Source organism: Streptomyces sp. NPDC054796, assembly GCF_053611545.1.
On the sequence record NZ_JBSHAO010000004.1, the window covers coordinates 187,377 to 210,500 of the forward strand.

A 23,124-nucleotide genomic window follows, 5' to 3' on the forward strand; every position below is an offset into this window, starting at 1 on the left:
GGGGCCGTAGCGAAGCCGTCGCTACGGCCTCGGCAGCCCTGGCCCCTCGCACCGCACGTCCGCGTCAGGCGCGCCGTCCCCCGTCAGGTACGCCGCCACTGTGCCGTCCACGCAGTCGTTGCCGCGACTGGCGAAGACGCCGTGGGAGTAGTCCTTCCGCAGTGTCACCAGCCGGGAGCCCGGCGGCAGACCCGCGCGCAGCTCACGCGCGCCCTCGATCGGCGTGACGGGGTCGTGTTCCGAGGCGACCAGCAGCACCGGCGGCGCGTGCGGCGCGCTGAGCGGGGTGCGGTGCGCGGGCGTGTGGGACCAGTACGCGCACGCTGACGCCTCAAGTCCGGTGAGGACGGGCAGCGGGTCGGCGCGCCGCAGCGCGCGGATGTCGCGCAGTACGCGGGACGGGCTGGGCCCTGGCCCGTCGGCGCACTTGACGGTGCGGTTCGCGGCCTCGTAGTTGCGCGACTCGGGCCCGTCGAAGGGGTCCTCGGGCCGCAGCCCCGCCACGTCGCCGTCGCGCAGATACGCGCGCAGCCCCTCGCCGAGCCCCGCCCAGCGCTCGGTGCGGCCGAGCGCGCGGTAGACGGCGCGGTCGAACTCCGCCGGGCCGAACCCGTCGACGGGCCGCGCCGCGAGCCCCGCGCGCACCTTCGCGTACGAGGCGCGCACCTCCTTCGCCGTACCGCCGAGCCCGGAGCGCCCGGGGCGACCGGAGCGGGCGGAGTGCCCGGAACCCTCGCCGCCGCCGTCCGCGAGCCAGCCGAAGAGGGTCTGGCGCTGGCGCAGCAGCGCGCGGGCCTGCCGTACGTCGAACTCGTGCCAGTCCCAGGGGCCCACCACGCTGTCCAGCACCATCGGCCCCGTCCGGTGCGGATGGAGGGCGGCGTAGGCGGCGCCGAGGTAGGTGCCGTAGCTGACGCCGAGGTAGGCGATACGTGGCTCGCCGAGTGCCGCGCGGATGTCGTCCATGTCGTGCGCGGTCTCCGTCGTGGACAGGTGCGGCAGCGCCTCGCCCGCGCCCCGCGCGCAGTCGTCGGCCATGCGCCGCTGCGAGGCGAGATACGCGCGCTCGGCTTCCCGTCCACGCGGTACCGGGTCGGCGCCCGGCGCGTCGAACAGGCCGCCCATGTTGCCGCAGTCGGCGGGTGCGCTGTGGCCGACGCCGCGCGGGTCGAAGCCGATGACGTCGTAGGCGCGCCGCACCCGCTCGGGGAGCTTGGCGCGCTTGGTCACCGCGTACGACAGGCCGGAGCCGCCCGGCCCGCCTGGGTTGACGAGGAGGACGCCGCGCCGTTCTCCGGGCGTGCCGGAGGCGGGCACGCGCGAGACGGCGATGTCCAGGTGCCGCCCTTCGGGGTGGCCGTGGTCCAGCGGTACGCGCACCGTGCCGCACTCCACCCGGTCGGGGGCCGGGGGAGCGGGCACGGAGCCGGGGCAGTCGCCGAAGGCGACATCCGCGCGGGCGGGGCCGGGCGTGGAGGGGACGGATGGCGCGGAGGGGGCCACCGTCGTTGCGACGGCGGCGCCCGCGAGGAGCGCGCGGAGCAGGGAAGTCCGGCGCGGGCGGCGGGAGATGAGCCGGGATATGAGGGGGGAGGGCACGGTCTCGCAATCGGGGTGAGGGGCGGGGGCGCGTCGGAGAGTGGCGCGCGAACGACATGACATTGAAAATGATTATCGATAGCGTGTGTGCTCGGTCAACACGGCCCGCCCCGGAAACCGGCGCGCGGGACCCGTGTGCGTAGGCGTGCCATCGCGAGGCGAGGGAGAGTCGTGGGTCATCTGCTGATGGTCGAGAGCTGGGTCGGATCGATGAGCAGGCTGCTGCCTCGTGCGATCCGGGAGGACGGGCACGAGTTCACGTTCCTCACCAGGGACCTGCACCACTATCTGAGGTCGGCGCCCGAGGGGGTGGCGCATCCGCTGCTCGGCGCGTGCAACGTCCTCACGGCCGAGACGAACGCCACCGACACGCTGCTGCCCCACGTGGAGAAGCTGCACGAGGTGTTCGGGTTTGACGGGGTCCTCACGTCCTGCGACTACTACCTGCCCACCGTCGCCCGCCTCGCGGAACACCTCGGGCTCCCGGGGCCCTCGGCCGGCTCCGTGGCCCGCGCCTGCCGCAAGGACGAGACGCGCCGCGCCCTGGCCGACGCCGGGGTGCCGGGGCCGCGCTTCGCGGTCTGCACGGACTGGGCCGCGGCGGTGTCGTCGGCCCGCGAGATCGGCTACCCGCTGGTGCTCAAGCCGGTCGACCTGTGCGCCGGGATGTACGTGCGCCGCGTGGACGACGAGGCCGCGCTCGCCCGCGCCTACCGCGACCTCGACGGCTTCCCCGTCAACGCGCGCGGCCAGCGCCGGGTGACCTCCGTCCTGCTGGAGGAACTGCTCGAAGGGCCCGAGGTCAGCGTCGAGACCGTGTCCTTCGCGGGGACGGCGCACGTCGTCGGCGTCACCGACAAGAGCCTCGGCGGCGCGCCCGCCTTCGTCGAGACGGGGCACATGTTCCCCGCACGGCTCGCCCCCGGACAGGCCGAGGCGGCGGCGGACACGGCGCTGGCGGCGCTCAAGGGCCTCGGGCTCGACCAGGTCGTCGCGCACACCGAGATCAAGCTGACCCCGGACGGGCCCCGCGTCGTCGAGGTCAACCCGCGCCCCGCGGGCAACCGCATCACCGAACTCGTACGCCACGTCACCGGCATCGACCTCGCCGCCGCCTGCGTCGACGTCGCGCTGGGCCGCGCGCCCGAACTCGGGCCGCGTGCCACGGGCGTGGACAGCGCCGCCATCGGCTTCCTCCTGCCGGAGGAGGAGGGCGTGCTGGAGGGCTTCGACGGGGCCGAGGCGCTGGAGGAGTGCCCCGGAGTGCTGGAGGTCCAGTTCGCGAAGGCGGGCACGGCGGTCAAGCCCGCCGACAGCAACAACACCTACCTCGGCCACGTCATGGCCGCCGACCCCGAGGGCGGTGCGGCACGCGAGCGCGTCGAGGCCCTGCTGTCCGCCGTCAGCCCCCGGGTGGCCCGCCGATGACGGCCCCCGGCACGGCGACGGGGCCTGGCGAGGCTGTGGGATCCGACGTGGCTGCGGCCCCCGGCACGGCTACAGGACCCGGCGAGGGCGACGCGGTCGGGCGGCTCGTGCGGCGGGTGCGGGACGGCGCGTTCGGGCCCGACCCCGCCGGGCTGCGGATCACCGTGGCCTTCTCGACCAGCCAGGCCGTACGCCATGAAGGGCGCGGCTCCGGCTACCGCAACGAGGTGCTCAGCCTCCGTCTCGGCTCGGCCGTCGGCTCGTGCGCGACGGAGCCGGGCGAACTGCCCGCGGCGGCGCTCGACGCGTGCGTCGGCGCGGACGTCGCCACCCTCCTCGGGCACCCGCTGCCCGCCGTGCGCACGGCCGCGCTGGACGCCTACCTCATGCACGTACTGCCGCACACGCCCGAACACGGCGCCAGCCCCTACGCGCTGGCGGCGGGCAGCTCGCTGGAGAAGTCGCGGGCGCGGGCGCGGGCCGTCGTGGACCTGCTCGACGTGGCACCCGGCGCCACCGTGCTCGTCGTCGGCGTCGTCAACTCGCTGCTGGAGGCGCTGCGTTCGCGCGGCCTGCGCTACGTGCCCTGCGACCTCAAGGGCGGCGAGACCGAGTGGGGCGAACCCGTGCGCACCGACGCGCGGGCGGAGGCGGAGTCGGAGCGCTGCGACGCGGTGCTCGCCTCCGGCATGACGCTCGGCAACGGCAGCTTCGAGGCGCTGCGCCGGTGCGCGGTGCGGCGCGGCATCCCGCTCGTGATGTTCGCGCAGACCGGCAGCGCCGTGCTGCCCAGACTGCTGGACTCCGGAGTGAGCGCGGTGTGCGCCGAGCCGTACCCGTTCTTCTGGCTCGACGGCGGCCCCGGCACCGTCCACCGCTACGGCACCGTCGGTCGATCCGGTGCCGTCGGCCGTCACGGAGCCGCCTCATGACCCCGGCCGCCACGGCAGGTGCCGCGCCCGGCGCGGCGCGCCCCGCCACCGCCAACCCCGACCTGCTCGCGCTCGTCGGCCGTACCCCGCTCGCCCGCATCACCAGCGACCTGCCCTGCGCGCAGCCCGGCTTCTGGGCCAAGCTCGAAGGGCTGGGCGCGGGCGGCATGAAGGCGCGGGCCGCCGTCTCCATGCTCATGGGCGCCCGCGAACGCGGCGAACTCCCGCCCGGCGCACCCGTGGTGGAGTCCACCTCCGGCACCCTCGGCATCGGCCTCGCCTTCGCAGGGCAGGCGCTCGGCCACCCCGTCGTGCTGGTGGGCGACACCGAACTGGAGCCCTCCATGCGGCAGTTGCTGCGCGCTTACGGGGCACGGCTGGAGCTGGTCGACCGTCCCGCCGAGCGCGGCGGCTGGCAGGCGGCGCGGCTGCGGCGGCTGCGGGAGCTGCTGGCCACACTGCCCGGCGCGTACTGGCCCGACCAGTACAACAACCCCGACAACACCGCGGGGTACGCCTCCCTCGCCGCCGAACTCGCCAGCCAGCTCGACCACTTGGACGTGCTGGTGTGCAGCGTCGGCACGGGCGGGCACAGCGCGGGCATCGTCGCGCCGCTGCGCCGCCACTGGCCGCGGCTGCGGCTGATCGGGGTCGACGCCACCGGTTCGACCATCTTCGGGCAGCCCGCCAGGCCCCGTCTGATGCGCGGGCTCGGCAGCAGCATCCACCCGCGCAACGTCGCCTACGACGCCTTCGACGAGGTCCACTGGGTCGGCCCGGCCGAGTCGGCGGACGCCTGCCGACGGCTCGCGCGCGGCAGCTTCGTCAGCGGCGGCTGGAGCACGGGGGCCGCCGCGCTGGTCGCGGCGTGGGCCGCGCGCGTCCACCCGGGCGCGGTCGTCGCCACCGTCTTCCCCGACGGGCCGCACCGCTACCTCGGCACCGTCTACGACGACGACTTCACCACCGCGCACGGCATCGACCCCGCGAGCGCCGCGACCCGGCCCGTCGAGATCCCGCATCCGCGTGCCGCCGAGGCGACGGGCTGGACGCGCTGCGCGACCGTCCTCGATCCGAAGGCCGAGCCGCGCGGGACCTCCGTTTTTCCGGCCGCGTTTCCGGGCGCGGGCGCGGTTCCGGCTGCCCGGCCGGGGGCGCCCGGTCCTTCGACGTCCACCAGGGAGGCCCTGTCATGAAGACCGCCGTCCGTACCGTCCGGCTCCGGCTCGCCGAACCCCTGCGCATCTCCCGCTCCACCATGACAGCGCGCGACGCGGTCTGGTTCACCGTCGAGCACGGCGGGCTGCGCGGGCACGGTGAGGCCGTGGCCAGCGCGTACTACGGGCTCGACGCCGACACCCTGACCCGGCTGCTGACCGAGGCGGGCACGGGCCTGGAACATTGCCCCGACCCGGAGGCCGCGTTGGACGCGCTGCGCGAGGACGGGTTCCCGTGGGCCGGTGCGGATACGAGCGCGGGTGCGCGTGCGCGTGCGGGTGCGGACAGGGGGGCGGGGGTGCCAGGGGCCGTCGTCGCCGCCGTCGAGTCGGCGCTGCTCGACCTCGCGGGCAAGCGCGCGGGCGCCCCCGTGCACCGCCTGCTGGGCTCCTTCGCGCCGCCCTGCGCGCCGACCGCGCGCACCATCGGCATCACGACGACCGAGCGCGCCGCCGTCCTCGCGCACTGCCTCGCCGAGAGCGGCTTCACCCTGCTCAAGGCCAAGGCGGGCGCGCCTGACCCGGAGGACGACCTCGCCCGCGTACGCGCCATCCGCGACCACGCCCCTCACGTGCGCGTCCTGCTCGACCCCAATGGCGCGTGGACGCCGGAGCAGGCGCTGCGGCTGCTGCCCAGGTTCGCCGAACTCGGCGTCGAGGCCGTCGAACAGCCCCTGGCGCCCGGCGACCCCGAGGCGCTGGCCAGGCTCGCCGAGGCGTCGCCGCTGCCGGTCATCGCCGACGAGGACGCGGTGACCTTCGAGGACGCCCGGCGCCTCGCGGGCCGTGTGCACGGCGTCAACGTCAAGCTCGCCAAGTGCGGCGGCGTCCACGCGGCCCTGCGCATCGCGGAACTGCTCGCCGGGACCGGCACGGAGCTGATGCTCGGCTGCCTCACCGCCAGCTCCCTCGGCATCGCGCCCGCCGTGCATCTCGCGGGCCGCGCCCGCTGGGCCGACCTGGACGGGCACCTGCTCCTCGCGCACGATCCCTGGACGGGCATCGGCGGCACGGACGGGACGGTACGGGCGAGCGACCGCGCGGGCCTGGGCGTCCGGCCCGCGCCCGAGGAGCCCGCGCCCGAAGGGTCCACGCGTTCCGCACACCCCACCCACCCGGAAAGGCCCCAGCGTGCAGACGTGGCGTGAGATGCGGGAGTTCCCGCTCGCGATACGCCTCCTCCTGGTCAACCAGCTCGGCGTCAACACCGGCTTCTACCTCCTCATCCCCTACCTCGCCACCCACCTCGGCGAGGACCTGGGGATGTCGGCGGCCGTCGTCGGCATCGTCCTCGGCGTCCGCAACCTCAGCCAGCAGGGGCTCTTCATCATCGGCGGCTCGGCCGCCGACCGGCTCGGCGCGCGCCGCGTGATCATCGCCGGATGCGCCCTGCGGACCGTGGGCTTCGGCCTGTTCGCGCTCGGCGACGGGCTCGGGGTACTGCTGGCGGCCTCCGTGCTGAGCGGGTTCGCCGGGGCCCTCTTCAACCCCGCCGTACGCGCGTATCTCGCGCAGGAGGCGGGGGAGCGGAAGGCCGAGGCGTTCGCGCTGTTCAACGTGTTCGCGACGACCGGAGCGCTCGTCGGCCCGCTGCTCGGCAGCGCGCTGCTCCTCGTCGACTTCCGCGCCTCCGCGCTCACCGCCGCCGCACTCTTCGGGCTGCTCACCGTCGCGCAGGCCATGGTGCTCCCCGCGCGCGAGGTGCCTCCGGCGCGCGGCAGCGTGCTGGGGGACTGGCGCGAAGTCCTCGCCAATCGCGCGTTCCTGGCCTTCGCGCTCGCCATGGTCGGCATGTTCACCATGGAGAACCAGCTCTACCTGCTGCTGCCCGACGGAGCCCGCGCCGCCACCGGCTGGGCGGGCGCGGCGGGACTGGTCTTCCTCGTCGGCACCCTCGCCAACCTCGGCCTCCAGATGCGCCTGACCCGAATACTCAAGCGGCGCGGCGGCAGAGGCATCTGGATAAGCGCGGGCGTGGGCCTGATGGGGCTGGCCTTCGTGCCGCCGCTGCTGGTCGCGGGGCAGGACCGCGCGCACACCGGCGGGGGCACGGGACAGGTGCTGCTCGCGCTGCTGCCCGTCCTGTGCGGGGCGCTGCTGCTCTATCTCGGTGTGATGATCGCCCAGCCCTTCGTCATGGAGCTGATACCCGACTTCGGCCGCGCCGAGCTGACCGGCACCTACTTCGGGGTCTTCTACGTCGTCTCCGGCATCGCGGCGGCGGGCGGCAACGCCCTGGTCGGCTGGGCCATGGACGCGGGCGCGGCGCGCGGTGCCGCGTGGCTGCCGTGGGTGTGCTGCCTGTGCTTCGGGCTGCTGTCGGCCGCGGGGGTCTGCTGGCTGCGACGGCTGCGCGCACTGCCCGTACGAGCCACTCCGGCGGCGGCACACGCGCCGGCCTCAGTGTGAGGGGAACCACCACCATGACCACCGACCAGTCCACCACCGGAGAGCGGCCCGTCGACGCCGACGCCGCACCCGGCGCCAATCTCCTCACCGACAACCCCGCGCTGTACGAGGCACGCTTCCCTGACCGGGAACGGCTCGCCGCACGCTGGGCCGAGGACTGCCTGCGCCGCCACGGGGCCGGACGGCGCGTGCTGGACCTGGGCTGCGGCACGGGGCGCGACGCGGCGCACCTGTACGCGGCCGGACGTGACGTCGTGGGCGCCGACCTGTCCGAGGCCATGCTCGCCCACGCCCGCACCCACCACCCCGGACCCGCCTACGCCCGCGCCGACCTGCGCGGGTTCGACCTGGGCGCGGGCGCGTTCGATTCCGTCGTCTGCCTCGACAGCGCGCTGCTCTACTGCCACGGCAACGACGAACTCGACGGCTTCCTCGACTCCTGCCACCGCGCCCTCGACCCCGGCGGCCTCCTCGTCGCGGAGATGCGCAACGGTGCTTTCTTCCTCGGCCGTACGGAACTCCTCGACGCGCCCGCCGAGAACTCCTTCACCTGGCACGGCACCGGCTACCGCTCCGTCACCACCCTCTGGGCCGACCGCACCGCCCAACTGCTGCGCCGCAGGCGCGTGTGGACCGCCGACGACGGCTCCCCGCCGCGCGAGCAGCACTCGGCCTGGCGACTGCTGTTCCCGCAGGAGCTGCGCTACTTCCTGACGGTGCACGGCTTCACCGTCCTCGAACTGCACGACGGCCCCGGGCCTCGCACGGAGCCCCGCTGGACGGAGGGCGACGAGCCGGGCCGCACGGCGGACGCGGACCGCCTCCATGTCGTGGCCCGCAGGAACTGACGGATAACAGATTTCAGATAACGGCTTTCAGATAACAGCTTTCAGTTAACAGATAACCAATTCTGTTATCCGTTCCCTCGCCCCTCGCCCCTGACCTTCACCCCCTCCCCGAGGAGTTCACCGCCATGACCGCGATGCGTGACCACGAACACGAACACGAACACATCCCCGCCTCCTCCCCGGCGTTCCCCGCACTGCGCCGTCGCGGCTTCCTCGCGGCGGGGGCAGGGGCGGGGGTGGCGGCGTTCGGGACGTTCGGGCTGGCCGGGTGCGGCGGCGCGTCCGGGGGTGCCGGTGCTGATGGTGCCGGGGGCGGCAAGCCCCGTCGCGGCGGACGGCTGCGCGCCGCCTTCGCGGGCGGCGGCGCCAACGAGACCCTGGACCCGCACCTCGCCAACCTCTTCGGCGACGTGGCCCGCGCCAAGGCGCTCTTCGACAAGCTGGCCGACTACGGTCCCGATCTGTCGGCCGAACCCCGCCTCGCCGCCAAGTGGGAGTCCAACAAGGCGCTCGACCGCTGGAAGGTCACCCTGCGCGAGGCCACGTTCCACGACGGAAAGCCCGTCACGGCGGCCGACGTGCTCTACAGCTACCGCCGGATCGCCGACCCCAAGAAGGCGTTCCGTTCCAAGGCCGATCTGGAGCCCATCGATCTGGAGGAGAGCCGCGCCGTCGGCAAGAGGGTCGTGGAGTTCCGGCTCAAGCGTCCGACGGCCGAGTTCCCCCACGTCATGGCCGCCTTCGGCGCCTACATCGTGCCCGAGGGGCCCGAGGGCTCCGGGGAGGACGAGAAGCGCTTCGACAAGCCCGTCGGCTCGGGCCCCTTCCGCTTCGTCTCCTTCAAGCCGGGCACCTCCACCGTGCTCAAGCGGTACGAGGACTACTGGGACGGCCCCGCGTACCTGGACGAGCTGGAGTTCGTCGGTGTCAACGAGGAGTCGGCCCGGATCAACGCGCTCCTGGGCGGGCAGGTCGAGTACGCGCACGAGCTGGCCCCGACGACGGCGCGCGCCCACGAGGGCAAGGGCCAGATCGAGATCGTGCGGCTCAAGAACAGCGCCATGCAGGCGTTCGCCATGAAGACGGACAGGCCGCCCTTCGACGACAAGCGCGTCCGCGAGGCGTTCTTCCTCATCGCCGACCGCGAGGAGCTGGTCAAGGGCGCGCTCTCCGGCGCGGGCGAGAAGGGCAACGACCTGTTCGGCAAGGGCTACGAGAACTACGCGGACGACCTCCCCCAGCGCGAACAGGACCTCGACCGCGCGCGCGAGCTGCTCAAGAAGGCCGGGGCCGAGGACCTGAAGGTCACCCTGGACACGTCGGACGTCGCCGCCGGGTTCACCGAGGCGGCGGGCATCTTCCGCGACCAGGCGGCGAAGGCGGGCGTCACCGTCAAGGTCAGGCAGGGGGACCCCGACAGCTACTGGAGCGACATCCTCGACTCCGGCACCCTGTGCTCCTACCGCTCGGGCGCCATGCCCATCGGCACCCACATATCCCAGCGGCTCCTGACCGGCTCCACCACCAACGCCACCAAGTGGCAGCACAAGGACTTCGACGCGCTCTACCACGAGGCCCAGTCCACGGCCGACGACTCGGCGCGCGCCGACCTCTACGCACGGATGCAGCGCCGCCTCCACGCCGAGGGCGGCTTCCTGGTGTGGGGTTTCGCGGACTGGATCGTCGGCACGGCCAAGAAGGTCGGCGGGGTCGCCCGCGAGGCACCCGCGAACACCCTGGACTGGGCGCGCTTCGACAAGGTGTGGCTGGCGTGACGCCACCTGCCCCCGCTCTCGCCCCGGCAGCACTCCTGCGCGCCCTTGCCGCGTCGGCCGGGCGCGTCGTGTGGCCGCGCTCGTGGGTGCTCAGACGGCTGCTGCTCGGGCTGGTCCAGACGGTGGCCGTCGTGCTGCTCGTCTTCGCGCTGACGGAGGCGCTGCCGGGGGACGCGGCCGTCGCGCTCGCGGGCGACCAGCCCGACCCGGCGCGCATCGCCGCGATCCGCGAGTCGCTGGACCTGGACCGGCCCGCGTACGAGCGGTTCGCCGACTGGGCCGCCGGACTGCCGCACGGCGACCTGGGCACCTCGCTGGCCACAGGCCGTCCCGTGAGCGGGTACCTCGGCGAGGGCTTCGGGCCCACGCTGGTGCTGGCCGGGCTGACCGTCGTGCTGCTGGTGCCCGTCGCCGTCGGGCTCGGGGTGCTGGCGGCGCGGCGCGAGGGCGGGCGCGTCGACCGGCTGATCAGCTCCCTCACGCTGGGCGTCTACGCGGTGCCGGAGTTCGCCTTCGGGGTGCTGCTCGTCGTCGTGTTCGCGCTGCGGCTCGGCTGGCTGCCGCCGACCGCCGTCGGCTACGGGAGCGACCTGACCGCCGATCCGGCGGTGCTGGTGCTGCCCGTCGTGGTGCTGCTCGCCCGTCCCGTCTGTTCCCTCAGCAGGCTGGTGCGGGCCGGGATGATCGACGCGCTGGCTTCCCCGTACGTCGCGCAGGCGCGCCGGTACGGGCTCTCCGCCGCGCGCGTCCGTTTCGCGCACGCTCTCCCGAACGCCGTCGCGCCCGCCACCCAGCAGTTGGCGCGCACGGTCGACTGGCTGCTGGGCGGAGTGATCGTCGTGGAGGCGCTGTTCGTGATCCCCGGGCTCGGCACGGTGCTGATGGACGCGGTCGCCGCGCGCGACGTGCCCGTGGTGCAGGGGCTCGCCGTGGTCTTCGGGGTGGTGACGGTGGTGCTGAACCTCGGCGCCGATCTCGTCGCACACCGGCTCGCGCCGAGGGCGGGGGTGGCGGCGTGAACGCGGATACGGGTGGCGCCGCGCGGGTTGCCGGTGCCGCGTTCCGGCCGGGCCGGTTCGGAGCGGGGCTGCTGTGTGTGGGCGTACCGCTCGTACTCGCCCTGCTCGGGCCCCTGTTCGCGGGCGAGGCGGGCGCGCGCGGCGCGTCGTTCACGCTGGGCGACGGGCACTGGCTGGGCACGGACTTCACCGGGCGCGACGTGTGGCGGCAGGTCCTGCTGGGCGGCAGGTCCGTGGTGCTGGTCGCGCTCGCGGCGACGGTCCTCGCGTACGCGGTCTCGCTCCCCCTCGGCTTCGCCGCCGCGCTGACGCACCGCACGTGGCTGGAGGAACTGCTGATGCGCCCGCTCGACGTGGTGCTGGCCGTGCCGTCCCTGCTGATGGTCCTGCTGGTCGCGACGGTGTTCTCGCCGGGAGCGCTGGGGCTCGCCCTGCTGGTGGCGCTGGTCAACGTCCCCGACACGACGCGGATCGTCCGCGCCACGGCGGCCGAGATCGCCGCACGCGCGGCGGTGGAGGCGCTGCGGATGCAGGGCGAGAGCTGGGTGCGTACGGCGCTCGGCTACGTGGCGCGGTCCGCGCTGCGCACGCTGCTGGCCGACGCGGGCGTACGGATGACGGGCGTCCTCTACCTGGTGGCGACGGCCTCCTTCCTGGGCGTCGGCGTCGCGCCTGACGCCCCCGACTGGGCCGTGATGGTGGACAGGAACCGCACCGGGCTCTTCGTCCAGCCCTGGGCCGTGGTGGTGCCCGCGCTGCTGATCGTGTGCCTGTCGATGGGCACGAACCTGCTCTTTGACGCGGCGCTCGCGCGCGGCCGGGGCGGAGCCGGAAGGACAAGGACGAAGACGGGGGCATGGAAGGCGTGGCGCAAGTGACGGACGGGGACGCGGTGGCCGAGACGGAGGCCGAGGTGGCGGCCGAGATCGACGGGCTGCGGGTGGAGATCGGCGGCCGGGCGATCGTCGACGGGGTGTCGCTGCGCGCCCGCGCCGGTGCGGTCACTGCCCTGGTGGGCGCGTCGGGGAGCGGCAAGACCACGACGGGTCTCGCCCTGCTCGGCGAGTACCCGGCGGGTGCGGTGGTGGAGGGCGACGTACGGATCGCGGGCGGCGGCCTCGTCGGCTATGTGCCGCAGCACCCGGCCGCCGTCCTCAACCCGGCGCGCAGGGTGGGCGCGCTGCTCCACGACATCGCACGCGCCCAGGTGCGGGCCGAGGCGGGCCGTGGGCGCTGGAGGCGACGTCGCGCCGAGGCACGTGTGCGCGTGCTGCGCGCGCTGGAGGCGGCCCAGCTCCCCGACGGCGCCGACGTGACGCGCCGCTACCCGCACCAGCTCTCGGGCGGGCAACAGCAGCGGGTCGTGCTGGCACAGGCACTGCTGCTGGGCGCGCGGGTGGTCGTCGCGGACGAGCCGACGACAGGTCAGGACGCGCTGACGAAGCGGCGCGTCGTGACCGAGCTGGCGGCCGTGGCACGGCGCGGCATCGCCGTGCTCCTCCTCAGCCATGACCTGGACGTGGTGCGCGAACTGGCCGACGAGGTCGTGGTGATGAGGGAAGGGCGCGTCGTCGAGCGGGGAACCGCACGGCGCGTGCTGGCCGGGCCCCGCGACCCATGGACCCGTCAACTCCTCGCTGCGGACGCGAAGTTCGGCGTCCCGCGCCCCGTCGTCGCGGATACGGATACGGACACGGACACGGAGTCAGAGGCGGAGGCGGCCGTCCCGGGGCCGGGGCCGGGACCGGTGCCGGACGCGCGCGGGCTGCGCGTACGCGTGGACGTGGCCCGCTACCGGGACCGCGCCGGGGACCGGGGCACCGTGCGCGCGCTGCGCGCGGCGGAGCTGGCGGTGGCGCCGGGCGAGTGCCTGGCGGTCGTCGGCCGGTCGGGGAGCGGCAAGACGACCCTCGGCCGCTGCGTGTCCGGGCTGCACCGCGACTGGGACGGCGAGGTGACGCTCGACGGTGCCCCGCTGCCACGCGGCCTGCGGGCGCGTACGCGCGCGGAACTGGCGGCGGTGCAGTACGTGTTCCAGGACGCGCGCGCCGCCTTCGACGAGCACCGCGACGTGCTGTCGCAGGTCGCGCGCACCGCCGTACGTCTGCGCGGGGCCGACGCACGGGAGGCGCTGCGCGAGGCGCGCGCCGCGCTCTCGCGCGTCGGCCTGGACGAGTCGCTCGCCGCGCGCCGCCCCGGCGGGCTCTCGGGCGGCGAGCTGCAACGCGCCGCGCTGGCCCGCGCGTTGGCGGCCCGCCCCCGCGTGCTCGTGTGCGACGAGATCACCTCGGGCCTGGACACGGTCACCCGCGCGGCCGTGCTCGATCTGCTCGTCGGCCTGCTCGCGGAGCGGGAACAGGAGGGGGAGCAGGAACATGGGCGGCCGGAGCCGGGCCCGGAGCCGGGCCCGGAGCCGCGGGAAGAGCGGGACGGCATGAGTCTCGTCCTCATCACGCACGACCTGGACACGGCGGCACTGGCCGACCGCGTGGCCGTGCTCGACGCGGGCGAGATCGTCGAACAGGGCCCTGCCACCCGCGTACTGACCGCACCCCGGCACCCGTTCACGGCCTCGCTGGTGGCCGCGGCCCGCGGCGTCGACGTGCCCCCGCGAGACGTGCCCCGACCGGCGTCGCCCGGAGCCGTCCCCGCGACGGGAGCGGGGAGTTCACAGGACCGGGACCGTGCGATCCGCTTGTGATCTTGGAGTTGGCGCGCCAAGATCACGTGACATGCTCTCAGGCCACGACGCGAAGGAACCGCAGCCCGTGTTCGCCGAGGTGGGTTCCGGTCTCTTCATCCCCCCTCCCGTGCGCGGACGCGACGGCATGGCGCTGCTGTGTCCCGTCGGAGAGCTGGACCTGGCCAGCGAGCACGTGTGGCGGCGGGCGGTCGCCGAGGTGCGCGACGCCGGTCACGACCACGTCATCGCGGACTGCTCCGGCATCACCTTCTGCGACTCCTCCGGGCTCAACGCGCTGCTGTCCACGCACATGTCCGTGCGCGAGACGGGCGGGGCTCTCGTGCTGGCCCGGGTGCCCGCGCCGATGCGGCGGGTGCTGGAGATCGCGGGCACGATCCCGTTCCTGACGCTCGCCGCGACGGTCTACGACGCGTTCGACCTGCTCACCTCCCCGGTCCCGCCCACGCTGTGAGGCGTCGGGGCCGCTGGGCGGCCTCGAACGATATCGGCATATGCCAATCGACAACTTTAGTTTCCGATCGAGCGGCGCGGAAACTAAAGTTGCCACCATGGCATCCATCGAGATCACCAGCGCCGAACGGGTCGCGCTCACCGAGGCACTCTGCGACGCCCTCAACCCGCTCGCCTCGGCGGTGCGCGCCCGCGAGACCGGGCTGCCGGAGGAGCGCATGTGGGACGCGGACCCCGCCGAGGTGGCCCTGTCGGTCCTGGCCGCCTGGAAGGTGGTGGACGAGGAGGTCGAGCGGCTGACGGCGAAGGCGGCGCGCACGGCCGGTGCCTACGGCGCCAGCTACGAGCGCATGGGAGCCGCATGGGGCATCACCCGGCAGGGTGCCCGCAAGAAGTGGCCCGACGCCGTGAGCAGATCGGCGGCGGCAGCGGCGGAGTGGGAGCCGGTCACCGTCGAACTGTTCGGCGGGAGCGCCGAGTTGGCGTGGGACCCGGCGCGGGGCGGCTGGCGGTGGAACGGGCAGGGTGCCGACGGCGCGCACGGGGAGGCCGACGGCGCCCTCTCCTTCAGCACGAGGGAAGAGGCCGCGGCCCACGCGGGCGCCTTCCTGAAGGAGCACGGCACCGCACGGGGCAACCCCGTGCCGCGTACCTGACCCCGCCCGGAGAGGGCGGCCCCTTCATGGCCGGGCGGCTCCGGTGCCGCCCGGCTCCGTCGGGACGAGCGAGGTGTCTTCCCCGGGTCCGCCGCCCTCACCGGGCCCGCCGTCCCCGTCCGCCGCCGCGAGTTCACCCGTCGCGACCCTGCTGTGCTTGCGCCCCCACAGCACGTAGATGAGCAGGCCCACGGCCATCCAGCCCAGGAACCGCGCCCAGGTGATCAGCGGCAGGCTGCCCACCAGGAGCAGGCAGAGCAGCAGCGCGACCACGGGCAGGAACGGGACCCATGGCGTACGGAAGCCGCGGCGCAGTTCCGGGCGTGCCCTGCGCAGGTACATCACGCCGACGCAGACCGCGATGAACGAGGTCAGCATGCCGATGTTGCCCAGTTCGGCCAGGTCCTGGATCGGCAGGACCGCCGTCATGAAGGCGACGAGCAGCCCGAGCGTCCAGGTGATGCGGCGCGGGCTGCGCGTCACGGGGTGGACCCGCGAGTACCACTCGGGCAGCAGCCTGTCCCTGCTCATCGCGAGGAAGACCCTGCTCTGCCCCAGCAGCATGATCATGACGACGGTCGTCAGCCCGCAGATGGCCCCGATGCCCACGACCCGCACCGCCCAGTCGGCCCCGACGGCCTTCAGCGCGGCGGTGACGGGGGCCGCGTTGTCCAGCCGCGTGTAGTGGTCCATGCCGGTGACCACCAGCGCGACGGCGACGTAGAGCGTGGCGCACACGACGACCGTCGCCATCAGCGCGATCGGCAGGGTGCGCTGGGGCCGCTTGGCCTCCTCGGCACTGCTCGCCATGATGTCGAAGCCGGAGTACGCGCCGAAGACGATCGCACCGCCCGTGAGGATGCCCGCGAACCCGAACGTGGCGTTCGTGCTGATCCCGGCCCAGCCCAGCAGCGGCTGCTCCCACACCCCGCCGTCACCGCCCGGCGGCTGCGAAGCGGGCACGAACGGGGCCCAGTTGGCCGTGTCGATGTGGAAGACGCCGACACAGAGGAAGATCAGGATGGCCGCGAGCTTGACCAGCGTCATGGCCGTGTTGATGCGGGACGTGGTCCGCACACCGGAGGCCAGCACAGCGGTCAGCACGAGGATGATCAGCACTGCCGGGACGTTGACCACCGCCTCGGGGCCCGCGACCGAGGCGGGCAGGTGGACGCCGAACGACGCGAGGAAGTCGGCGACGTACTGTGACCAGCCGCTGGCCACGGCCCCCGCACCCATGGTCATGTCGAGGATGAGGTCCCAGCCGATGAGCCAGGCGGCCAGTTCGCCGAGGGAGACGTAGGCGAAGGTGTACGCGCTGCCCGCGACCGGCACCGTGCTCGCGAACTCCATGTAGCACAGGGCCACGAGCCCCGAGGTGAGGGCGCCGAGCGCGAAGGAGACCGCGATGGCGGGGCCCGCGTAGTTGGCCGCCGCCGTGCCGGTGAGCACGAAGATGCCGCCGCCGATGGTGACGCCGATGCCCATCATCGTGAGCTGGAGCGGGCCCAGGGAGCGGGCCAGCCGTGTCGAGGGCCGTTCGGCGTCCCGCAGGGTCGCCTCGATGGATTTGGTGCGCACGCTGACCTTCCCGTCCTTCTGTTCCGCTTCTCCGCTGCTCGTCCTGTGGTTCTCGTCGTCCTGCGGTTGTCGTTCCGCGGCGACGGGGCACCCCTGTTGCCGCCCGCCGCCCGCCGCCTATGGGTCTACGCGGCCGTCAGACAGCCGGGCACGCGCTCGGCCAGCAGCGCGAAGTCGGCCTCGGTCGTGTAGAGGTGCGCGGACAGGCGCAGGAAGCCGCGTCCGCCGAAGCAGGTGACGGCCGTCTCGCAGCCCGTCGTGTCCGCGATGCGCCGCTGGAGCGCGTGCGCCGCTTCCTGGTCCGTCGCCAGCTCGGGCGGCAGCGGAACGAGCCGCATGGCGGGGGCCTCGCAGCCCGCGACCGCCGTCAGGTCGGCGTCGAGCGCCCGCGCCACCGTGCGCTGGCCCGCTTCGGCGAGCCGTGCCATGTGGGCGCGCGCCGCGTCCCACCCGTAGCGCTCCTCGACGAACCCGAGCGCGCGGGGCGCCGCCAGCCAGGCGGTCAGGTCGACGGTGCCCTGCTGGTCGAAGCGCTGGGGGAACGGGTCGGGCGTGCCCCACGAGTCGGTGAGCGGGTACAGCTCCTGCGCCTGCTCGCCGCGCGCCACGAGCGCGGCCGTGCCCCGCGGGGCGCAGGGCCACTTGTGCAGGTTGCCGACCCAGTAGTCGGCCTCGCCCGACAGCCCGACGGGATCGGCGAGCATGCCGGGAGCGTGGGCGCCGTCCACGAGCACGCGGGCGCCCGCCTCGTGCGCGAGGCGCGCGATGTCGCCCACCGGGAAGAGGCGCGCGGTGGGGGAGGTGATCTGGTCGACGACGACGAGCGCGACGGAAGGCCCGAGCGCGTCAGCGAAGAGGGCCGTGACCTGCTCGGCTGTCGCGTCGAGCGGGACGTGCAGCGTCCGCACCCGCGCCCCGGCGCGCCGCGCGGCGCGCTCCGCGCCCATGGCGACGGCACCGTAGGTGTGGTCGGTCAGCAGCACCTCGGAGCCGCGCGGCAGGACGACGGACCCGAGGACGGTGCTCACACCCGCGCTGGCGTTCGCGACGAGCGCGAGGGAGTCGGCGCCGGTACGCAGATAGCGGGCCACGTCCGTGCGGGCCCGCGCCACGCGCTCGGGGAGGCCGCGGAACCAGCGGCAGGGATCGGCCTCCATCTCCTCGGCCAGCGCCCGCTGTTCGGCGAGCGCGGCGCGCGGGACGGCACCGAAGGAGCCGTGGTTGAGGTGGCGTACGGCCGGGTCGAGTGCCCAGTCGTCCAGCGCGGTACGAGCGCCATGACGGAGGGCGGCGGCGGGGGAGGAGGTCATTCCACTCCACAGAGTTGTCCGATGACTTTTGATGTCCCCGGGACGGTAGAACGCGAAGAGCCTTGTGAACAGGGGTCGCGTGTAAATTCGTCGTCACGGACTTTCGGGCGGCTCCGGTAAGTCATCTGATGACTCGGATGTGCCATGGTTGCCGGGAGAGTGAGCGGAAGCGGGGCCCGAGCGGCGGGCGGCGCGGAGCGGAGGAGCACGGGGATGGCGGCGACCGACACGGCGGCGAGCGGACTGCGCGCCATGATCGCCGGCGGCGAGCTGGTCGCGGGCCAGCAACTGCCGCCCGAGCCCGAACTGTGCGCCCGGCTGGGCGTGTCGCGCGGCTCGCTCCGGGAGGCCGTACGGTCGCTCGCGGCGCTCGGCATGCTGGAGTCCCGGCACGGCGCGGGCACGTTCGTCTCAGGGCTGCGGCCCGCGCAGATGCTGGCGGGGTTCGCCGCGACGGTCGACGTACTGCCGCTGGACGGGCTGCTGGAGCTGTACGACGTGCGCAGGGCGCTGGAGTCGCACGCCGCCGCGCTGGCGGCGGCGCGCGCCGACGAGGCGGTCGTCGCGCGGCTGCGGGCGCTCCAGGACCGGCTCGCGCGCACGGAGGACGAGGAGGAACTGCACACCCTGGACCGCGAGTTCCACGCCACCGTGTGCGAGGCCAGCGGCAACGAGACACTGGCGGCGCTCGCCGGGGTGCTGCGCTCGCGCGGCAGGCACTACAGCGTCTACGGCACCCCGGAGGCCGCGCAGGTCCGCGCCCTCAGCGATCTCGGACACGAGGCGCTGATCGACGCGCTGGCCGCGAAGGACCCGGCCGCCGCCTCGGCGGCCATCAGCGCCCACCTCTCCCGCACGGAGAACTGGCTGCGCAGGCTGCGCCCGTCACCGGTGGTACGCGGCACGGACTGAGCCGGTACGGAAAGCCCCGGTACGAGCCGCGGGAGCGGCCCGCGCCCGCGCGTTCCGCGACAGTGGAAACCGCCCGCCCGCCCCGAGCGCCTCCCCGCACCCACGCCGCCACCAGCACCCGACAGCACGCGCGCTCCCTCCGCCCGGGGCTCACGAGCGGCCCGCCCACGGCGCACCCCGAGAGCGGCGCGTGCCGCAGTGCTCCTCCGTGACCCCCTGTACGCCTTCACCACCCTCCCGTCACCCTGGCGCTGTGACCGTTGTCGCCGTACGGGAAAAGAGGACGCGTGGACGGTAAACGTCACTTACCCGGTACCCAGGGGACGAGCCGCGCCACTGCCGCGGCGATGGTGGTGCTGACGAGCCTCACGGTGCTCTTCGCGCTGATCGCGCTCTGGCGGCTGCTGCCGGCGTGAAGCGGAGCGGCGGCGCCCCGACGGCGTCCCCGCCTCAACGGCCGTCCCCATCAGGGAGGTTGACCAGATCTCCGTATACGGCGAGGTCCGGCTCGCCTAGGCTGGGCGCGCGAACAGTCTGGGCGGAGTTTCGGGGGTTTCTTTTCGTGGATCCGGAGATCGCGGCGCTGGCGGGCACGGCGGGGACAACCCTGGTCACCCTGCTGACCACGGAGGCATGGGAGAACGCCAGGGAGCGGTTCGTCGCCCTGTGGCGGCGCGCCCGCCCTGACCGTGCCGACGCCATCGCGGGCGAGCTGGAGGAGTCGCGCGCCGATCTGATCACCGCGCGCGAAGCCGGTGACGAAGAAGCCGAGGCCGAGCTGGGCGCGGAGTGGCAGGGCAGGGTCAGGCGGCTGCTCGCCACCCGTCCCGAGGTCGCCGACGAGCTGCGCCGCCTCCTCTCCGAGCTGTCCCCGGAACCGGAACCCCAGGCGGGCCCCGTCGTCACCCAGCACGCGACGGCCTCCGGCGGCGCCCGCGTCTACCAGGCCGGACGCGACCAGCACATCGGCACGCACCGCGACGGGAACGACAGGAGCGCCGGCGCCCTGTGACCGGACACTACGACGGAAGGGCCGAGGGCGAGGGCCGCGTCTACCAGGCCACCGGCGACCAGCACATCACCGAACACCACCACCACGGCGTCCAGCCGCACGAGGTCTGGACCGGTACGGACTCCGTGCGCCGCCCTGCCGTGGGCCGGGTACCGGCCAGGCTGCGTGACCGTACGGAACTGATGGCGCGCCTGCGCGCCGCTGTCGCGCGGGAGGCGGGCGGCCAGGTCTATGTGCTGCACGGCCTCGGCGGCTGCGGCAAGACGGCGGTCGCCTACGAGGTGTTCCAGCATGCGACGGGCGAGTGCGCCCGCACCGGTCTGTGGGTCAACGCGTCCGACGCCGCCTCTCTGCGCTCCGGAATGCTGGCCGTCGCGGCCGACCGGGGCGCGGGCGACGGCGAGTTGCAGGCCGCGCGCAGCGGGCTGCGCGCGGCGGCCGACATGGTCTGGGACCGTCTCGACGCGTCGGCCGAACCCTGGCTGCTGGTCCTCGACAACGCCGACGACCCCGCCGTGCTGCGCGACGGAAGCTGGCTGCGTACGAGTCCGCGCGGGATCGTCCTGGTCACGTCCCGCCAGGCGGCACCCCGCTGGTGGCCGGGCGCCGATCTGCTCGAACTGGGCGTGCTGCCGCGCGAGGAGGCCGCGCGTGTGCTGTGCGACCTCGCGCCCGAGACCGGCACGGAGGAGGAGGCCGCGGCCATCGCCGACCGTCTCGGGCGCCTGCCGCTGGCCCTGACCCTGGCGGGTGGCTTCCTGGCCCATCAGGTGATCGAGCCGTGGTCCATGTCCGAGTACGGGCGCCACCTCGAAGGGGGCGCGGGGTTCGACGCGATCGAGCTGATCGACCAGGGAGCGGACGCGCTGGGCGGCAACGACTCCCGGCATCTCGTCTCCCGCACCTGGCAGTTCTCCCTGAACGCCCTCGTCGACCAGGGCCTCCCCGAAGCGGTCACCCTGCTCCGCCTCCTCTCCTGCTGGGCCGGCGACCCCCTGCCCGTGTCCCTCCTGACGGGCGCGGAACTGGGCCGGAGCCTCCCCCGTCACCGCGTGGAGGTGGCCCTGCGCGGCCTCCTCGACCACTCCCTCACGTCCCTGACTCCCGGCACCCCGAGGACGCTGCGTACGCACGCGGTGCTGCTGGACAGCGTGGCGCGGGGGGTGCCGGAGGGGGAGCGGGACCAGACGGTCGCCACCGCGGCCCGGCTGCTGCGCGGTGTTCTCCCCGAGCAACCGGAGCGTACGGGCGCGAACCCGTTCCTGGCCCTCCTCGTGCCGCACACGCTCATGCTGCTGCGCAGGGCCGTCAGCTGGCCCTCCGTCGGCCGGGACACCGTCGGGCTGGTGGGCGAGTGCGTGCGACGGCTCGTCGTCGCCCTGCACCGCTCGGGGGACCGCTCGTCGTCGCTCAGCCTCGCGGAGAAGGCGCTGGAGCTGGCCGGTGGGCGTTTCGGGGCCGACCACCCGTGGCTGCTGCGGCTGCGCTACCGGGTGGCACGCTCCCTCTACCGGCTCGGCCGGTACGAGGAGGCCGAGAGCCTGTACCGCGAGCTGCTCGCGGCGGACGAGCGGGTGTTCGGCGAGGCCGGCGGGGAGACCATGGCGGTCTGCGAGGGGCTGGCCCTCACCCTGTGGCAGCGGGGACGCCTGGAAGAAGCGATGCCTCACCTGCGACGCGCCGAGCGAGGGTACGCGGAAGCTCTCGGCCCCATGCACCCGCGCACTCTGCTCGTGCGGACCGTGGAACTGGAGGTCTGTACGGGCGCCGAGCTGGAGGAGGCGGCGGCCAGGGGCCCGGCGCTGCTCGACGACTGCCGTCGCGAGCTGGGCCCCGACCACACCATCACCCTGGTCGCCGAGCTGAACTACGCCCATGCGCTGTACGCCACGGGGCAGCTCGCCGAGGCGCTGCCCCGGGTCCGGGCCGCGTGCGCGGCGTACGAGCGCTCCTACGGGCCGGAGTTCCCCGTCACCCTGTCGGCCCGGACCCTGCTGGGCCTCACGCTCTTCGCGACGGGCGAGCGGGAAGAGGCCATCGCGCACATGGCGGCGGTACTCGAAGGCAGGGAGCGGGTTCTCGGCGCGGAGCATCCCTTCACGGCGATGGCCAGGGAAAAGCTGGCCGAGTACCGCACCTCCTGAGCACTTCACCCGCCACCGCGCCCACCACACGTTTCAACGACGAGAGGGAACACCACCGTGCGCTACCGACTCTTCGGCAGGACCGGACTCCGGGTGTCAGAGCTGTTTCTGGGCGCCATGACGTTCGGGGAGTCCGGTGGGGGCGGGGTCTCGCCGGAGGAGTGCGGGCGCATGGTGGACGTGTACGCGGAGGCGGGCGGCAATGTCGTGGACACCGCCGTCAACTACCGGGACGGGGAGAGCGAGGCCGTCCTCGGCGAGGCGCTCAAGGGGCGCAGGGACCGCTTCGTCGTCGCGACGAAGTACACCGTCACCCGGGACGGCACCGACCCCAACGCTGCGGGCAACCACCGCAAGAACCTCACCCGCTCCCTGGAGACCAGCCTGCGGCAACTGCGCACCGACCACATCGACGTGTACTGGGTCCACATGTGGGACCGGCACACGCCGGTCGAGGAGACGATGCGGGCGCTGGACGACGCCGTACGGGCGGGGAAGATCCTGTACGTGGGGATCTCCGACGCGCCCGCCTGGTTCGTCGCCCGCGCCAACACCTTGGCCGAGTGGCGCGACTGGACGCCCTTCGCCGGGCTCCAGGTTCCCTACAGCCTGCTCAACCGCGACGTCGAGCGCGAACTGCTGCCCATGGCCGAGGCGTTCGGGATGACCGTCGCTGCATGGGGGCCGCTGGGGAGCGGGGTGCTCTCGGGGAAGTACACGCGGCCCGGCGGTCCGGGCGATCCTGGCGAGGGGACCCGCCGCTCCGTCGACTCGGTCAGCGAGCACGAGCACGCCGTGGCGCGGGCTGTCCAGGAGGTCGCCGACGAGCTGGGGGTCACGCCCTCGCAGGCCGCCATCGCCTGGACCAGGGCGCACTCGGCGGCTGTGCACCCCATCGTCGGGGCCCGTACGGTCGGGCAGTTGACGGACAACCTCGGCGCGGCGGAGGTGCGGCTGCCCGAGGACGCGGTGCGGAGGCTGGAGGAGGTCACCGGGTTCCGGCCCGGCTTCCCCTCCGAGTTCATCGAAAGCGCCTCGCCCCATGTGTTCGGCGAGGTGTCGGCACGCCTGGACGGGCGCGCGGACGGGCGTTCCTGACGTCGCGTCAGGCACCGGCCCCGGCCGCCG

At 74.1% G+C, this 23,124-nt stretch carries 20 protein-coding genes; 17 read left to right on the forward strand and 3 right to left on the reverse strand.

Features of this window, described 5'->3' with window-relative positions:
• Positions 1–21: 21 nt before the first annotated feature.
• Complete coding sequence (locus ACWGJ2_RS05360) at positions 22–1,599, reverse strand: alpha/beta fold hydrolase (protein WP_453344607.1); 1,578 nt, start codon at positions 1,597–1,599, stop codon at positions 22–24.
• Between the two features lie 171 nt (positions 1,600–1,770).
• Here ACWGJ2_RS05360 and ACWGJ2_RS05365 point away from each other — a divergent pair, with 171 nt between their 5' ends.
• From ACWGJ2_RS05365 to ACWGJ2_RS05420, 12 genes are all read left to right on the forward strand, one after another.
• Complete coding sequence (locus ACWGJ2_RS05365; protein ID WP_453344608.1) at positions 1,771–3,027, forward strand: ATP-grasp domain-containing protein; 1,257 nt, start codon at positions 1,771–1,773, stop codon at positions 3,025–3,027.
• A gap of 47 nt (positions 3,028–3,074) precedes the next feature.
• Complete coding sequence (locus ACWGJ2_RS05370; protein WP_453344609.1) at positions 3,075–3,959, forward strand: Rossmann-like domain-containing protein; 885 nt, start codon at positions 3,075–3,077, stop codon at positions 3,957–3,959.
• Positions 3,956–5,155 (forward strand): PLP-dependent cysteine synthase family protein, encoded by a 1,200-nt coding sequence (locus ACWGJ2_RS05375; protein WP_453344610.1) that lies wholly within the window; start codon positions 3,956–3,958, stop codon positions 5,153–5,155. The genes ACWGJ2_RS05370 and ACWGJ2_RS05375 overlap by 4 nt, the downstream gene beginning before the upstream one ends.
• On the forward strand, positions 5,152–6,324 hold the full coding sequence (locus ACWGJ2_RS05380) for a dipeptide epimerase (protein ID WP_453344611.1): 1,173 nt from the start codon (positions 5,152–5,154) through the stop codon (positions 6,322–6,324). Before ACWGJ2_RS05375 ends, ACWGJ2_RS05380 begins: the two co-directional genes overlap by 4 nt.
• Entirely contained in the window at positions 6,308–7,585 is a 1,278-nt protein-coding gene (locus tag ACWGJ2_RS05385) for an MFS transporter (protein WP_453344612.1), read from the forward strand. Before ACWGJ2_RS05380 ends, ACWGJ2_RS05385 begins: the two co-directional genes overlap by 17 nt.
• 14 nt (positions 7,586–7,599) lie before the next feature.
• Entirely contained in the window at positions 7,600–8,433 is an 834-nt protein-coding gene (locus tag ACWGJ2_RS05390) for a class I SAM-dependent DNA methyltransferase (RefSeq protein ID WP_453344613.1), read from the forward strand.
• Positions 8,434–8,567: 134 nt separating this feature from the next.
• On the forward strand, positions 8,568–10,208 hold the full coding sequence (locus ACWGJ2_RS05395; protein WP_453344684.1) for an ABC transporter substrate-binding protein: 1,641 nt from the start codon (positions 8,568–8,570) through the stop codon (positions 10,206–10,208).
• Between the two features lie 68 nt (positions 10,209–10,276).
• On the forward strand, positions 10,277–11,227 hold the full coding sequence (locus ACWGJ2_RS05400; RefSeq protein WP_453344685.1) for an ABC transporter permease: 951 nt from the start codon (positions 10,277–10,279) through the stop codon (positions 11,225–11,227).
• Complete coding sequence (locus ACWGJ2_RS05405; protein ID WP_453344614.1) at positions 11,224–12,105, forward strand: ABC transporter permease; 882 nt, start codon at positions 11,224–11,226, stop codon at positions 12,103–12,105. The genes ACWGJ2_RS05400 and ACWGJ2_RS05405 overlap by 4 nt, the downstream gene beginning before the upstream one ends.
• Positions 12,084–13,928, forward strand: coding sequence for an ABC transporter ATP-binding protein (locus ACWGJ2_RS05410; protein WP_453344615.1), 1,845 nt, complete (start codon positions 12,084–12,086; stop codon positions 13,926–13,928). The genes ACWGJ2_RS05405 and ACWGJ2_RS05410 overlap by 22 nt, the downstream gene beginning before the upstream one ends.
• Before the next feature lie 31 nt (positions 13,929–13,959).
• Positions 13,960–14,382: an STAS domain-containing protein gene (locus ACWGJ2_RS05415; protein ID WP_453344616.1), complete on the forward strand. Its 423-nt coding sequence runs from the start codon at positions 13,960–13,962 to the stop codon at positions 14,380–14,382.
• A gap of 97 nt (positions 14,383–14,479) precedes the next feature.
• Positions 14,480–15,037, forward strand: a complete 558-nt coding sequence (locus tag ACWGJ2_RS05420) for a hypothetical protein (protein WP_453344617.1) — start codon at positions 14,480–14,482, stop codon at positions 15,035–15,037.
• 24 nt (positions 15,038–15,061) lie between these two features.
• On the opposite strand, the gene ACWGJ2_RS05425 is transcribed toward ACWGJ2_RS05420, so the two are convergent.
• Both ACWGJ2_RS05425 and ACWGJ2_RS05430 read right to left on the reverse strand, forming a co-directional pair.
• Positions 15,062–16,618 carry an APC family permease gene (locus ACWGJ2_RS05425; protein ID WP_453344618.1) on the reverse strand — a complete coding sequence of 519 codons (1,557 nt, stop codon included), beginning with the start codon at positions 16,616–16,618 and terminating at the stop codon, positions 15,062–15,064.
• A 125-nt stretch (positions 16,619–16,743) separates the two neighbouring features.
• Complete coding sequence (locus ACWGJ2_RS05430; protein ID WP_453344619.1) at positions 16,744–17,928, reverse strand: aminotransferase class V-fold PLP-dependent enzyme; 1,185 nt, start codon at positions 17,926–17,928, stop codon at positions 16,744–16,746.
• A gap of 213 nt (positions 17,929–18,141) precedes the next feature.
• Between ACWGJ2_RS05430 and ACWGJ2_RS05435 the strand changes: the two genes are divergently transcribed.
• The 5 genes from ACWGJ2_RS05435 to ACWGJ2_RS05455 all read left to right on the forward strand — a co-directional run bounded on the left by ACWGJ2_RS05435 (position 18,142) and on the right by ACWGJ2_RS05455 (position 23,094).
• Positions 18,142–18,840 carry a FadR/GntR family transcriptional regulator gene (locus tag ACWGJ2_RS05435; protein WP_453344620.1) on the forward strand — a complete coding sequence of 233 codons (699 nt, stop codon included), beginning with the start codon at positions 18,142–18,144 and terminating at the stop codon, positions 18,838–18,840.
• 287 nt (positions 18,841–19,127) lie between these two features.
• Positions 19,128–19,256, forward strand: coding sequence for a hypothetical protein (locus tag ACWGJ2_RS05440; RefSeq protein WP_453344621.1), 129 nt, complete (start codon positions 19,128–19,130; stop codon positions 19,254–19,256).
• A 146-nt stretch (positions 19,257–19,402) separates the two neighbouring features.
• Positions 19,403–19,852, forward strand: coding sequence for a hypothetical protein (locus ACWGJ2_RS05445; protein WP_453344622.1), 450 nt, complete (start codon positions 19,403–19,405; stop codon positions 19,850–19,852).
• Positions 19,849–21,996, forward strand: a complete 2,148-nt coding sequence (locus ACWGJ2_RS05450; RefSeq protein WP_453344623.1) for a tetratricopeptide repeat protein — start codon at positions 19,849–19,851, stop codon at positions 21,994–21,996. The genes ACWGJ2_RS05445 and ACWGJ2_RS05450 overlap by 4 nt, the downstream gene beginning before the upstream one ends.
• A gap of 57 nt (positions 21,997–22,053) precedes the next feature.
• Positions 22,054–23,094 carry an aldo/keto reductase gene (locus ACWGJ2_RS05455; protein ID WP_453344624.1) on the forward strand — a complete coding sequence of 347 codons (1,041 nt, stop codon included), beginning with the start codon at positions 22,054–22,056 and terminating at the stop codon, positions 23,092–23,094.
• Positions 23,095–23,124: the final 30 nt, after the last annotated feature.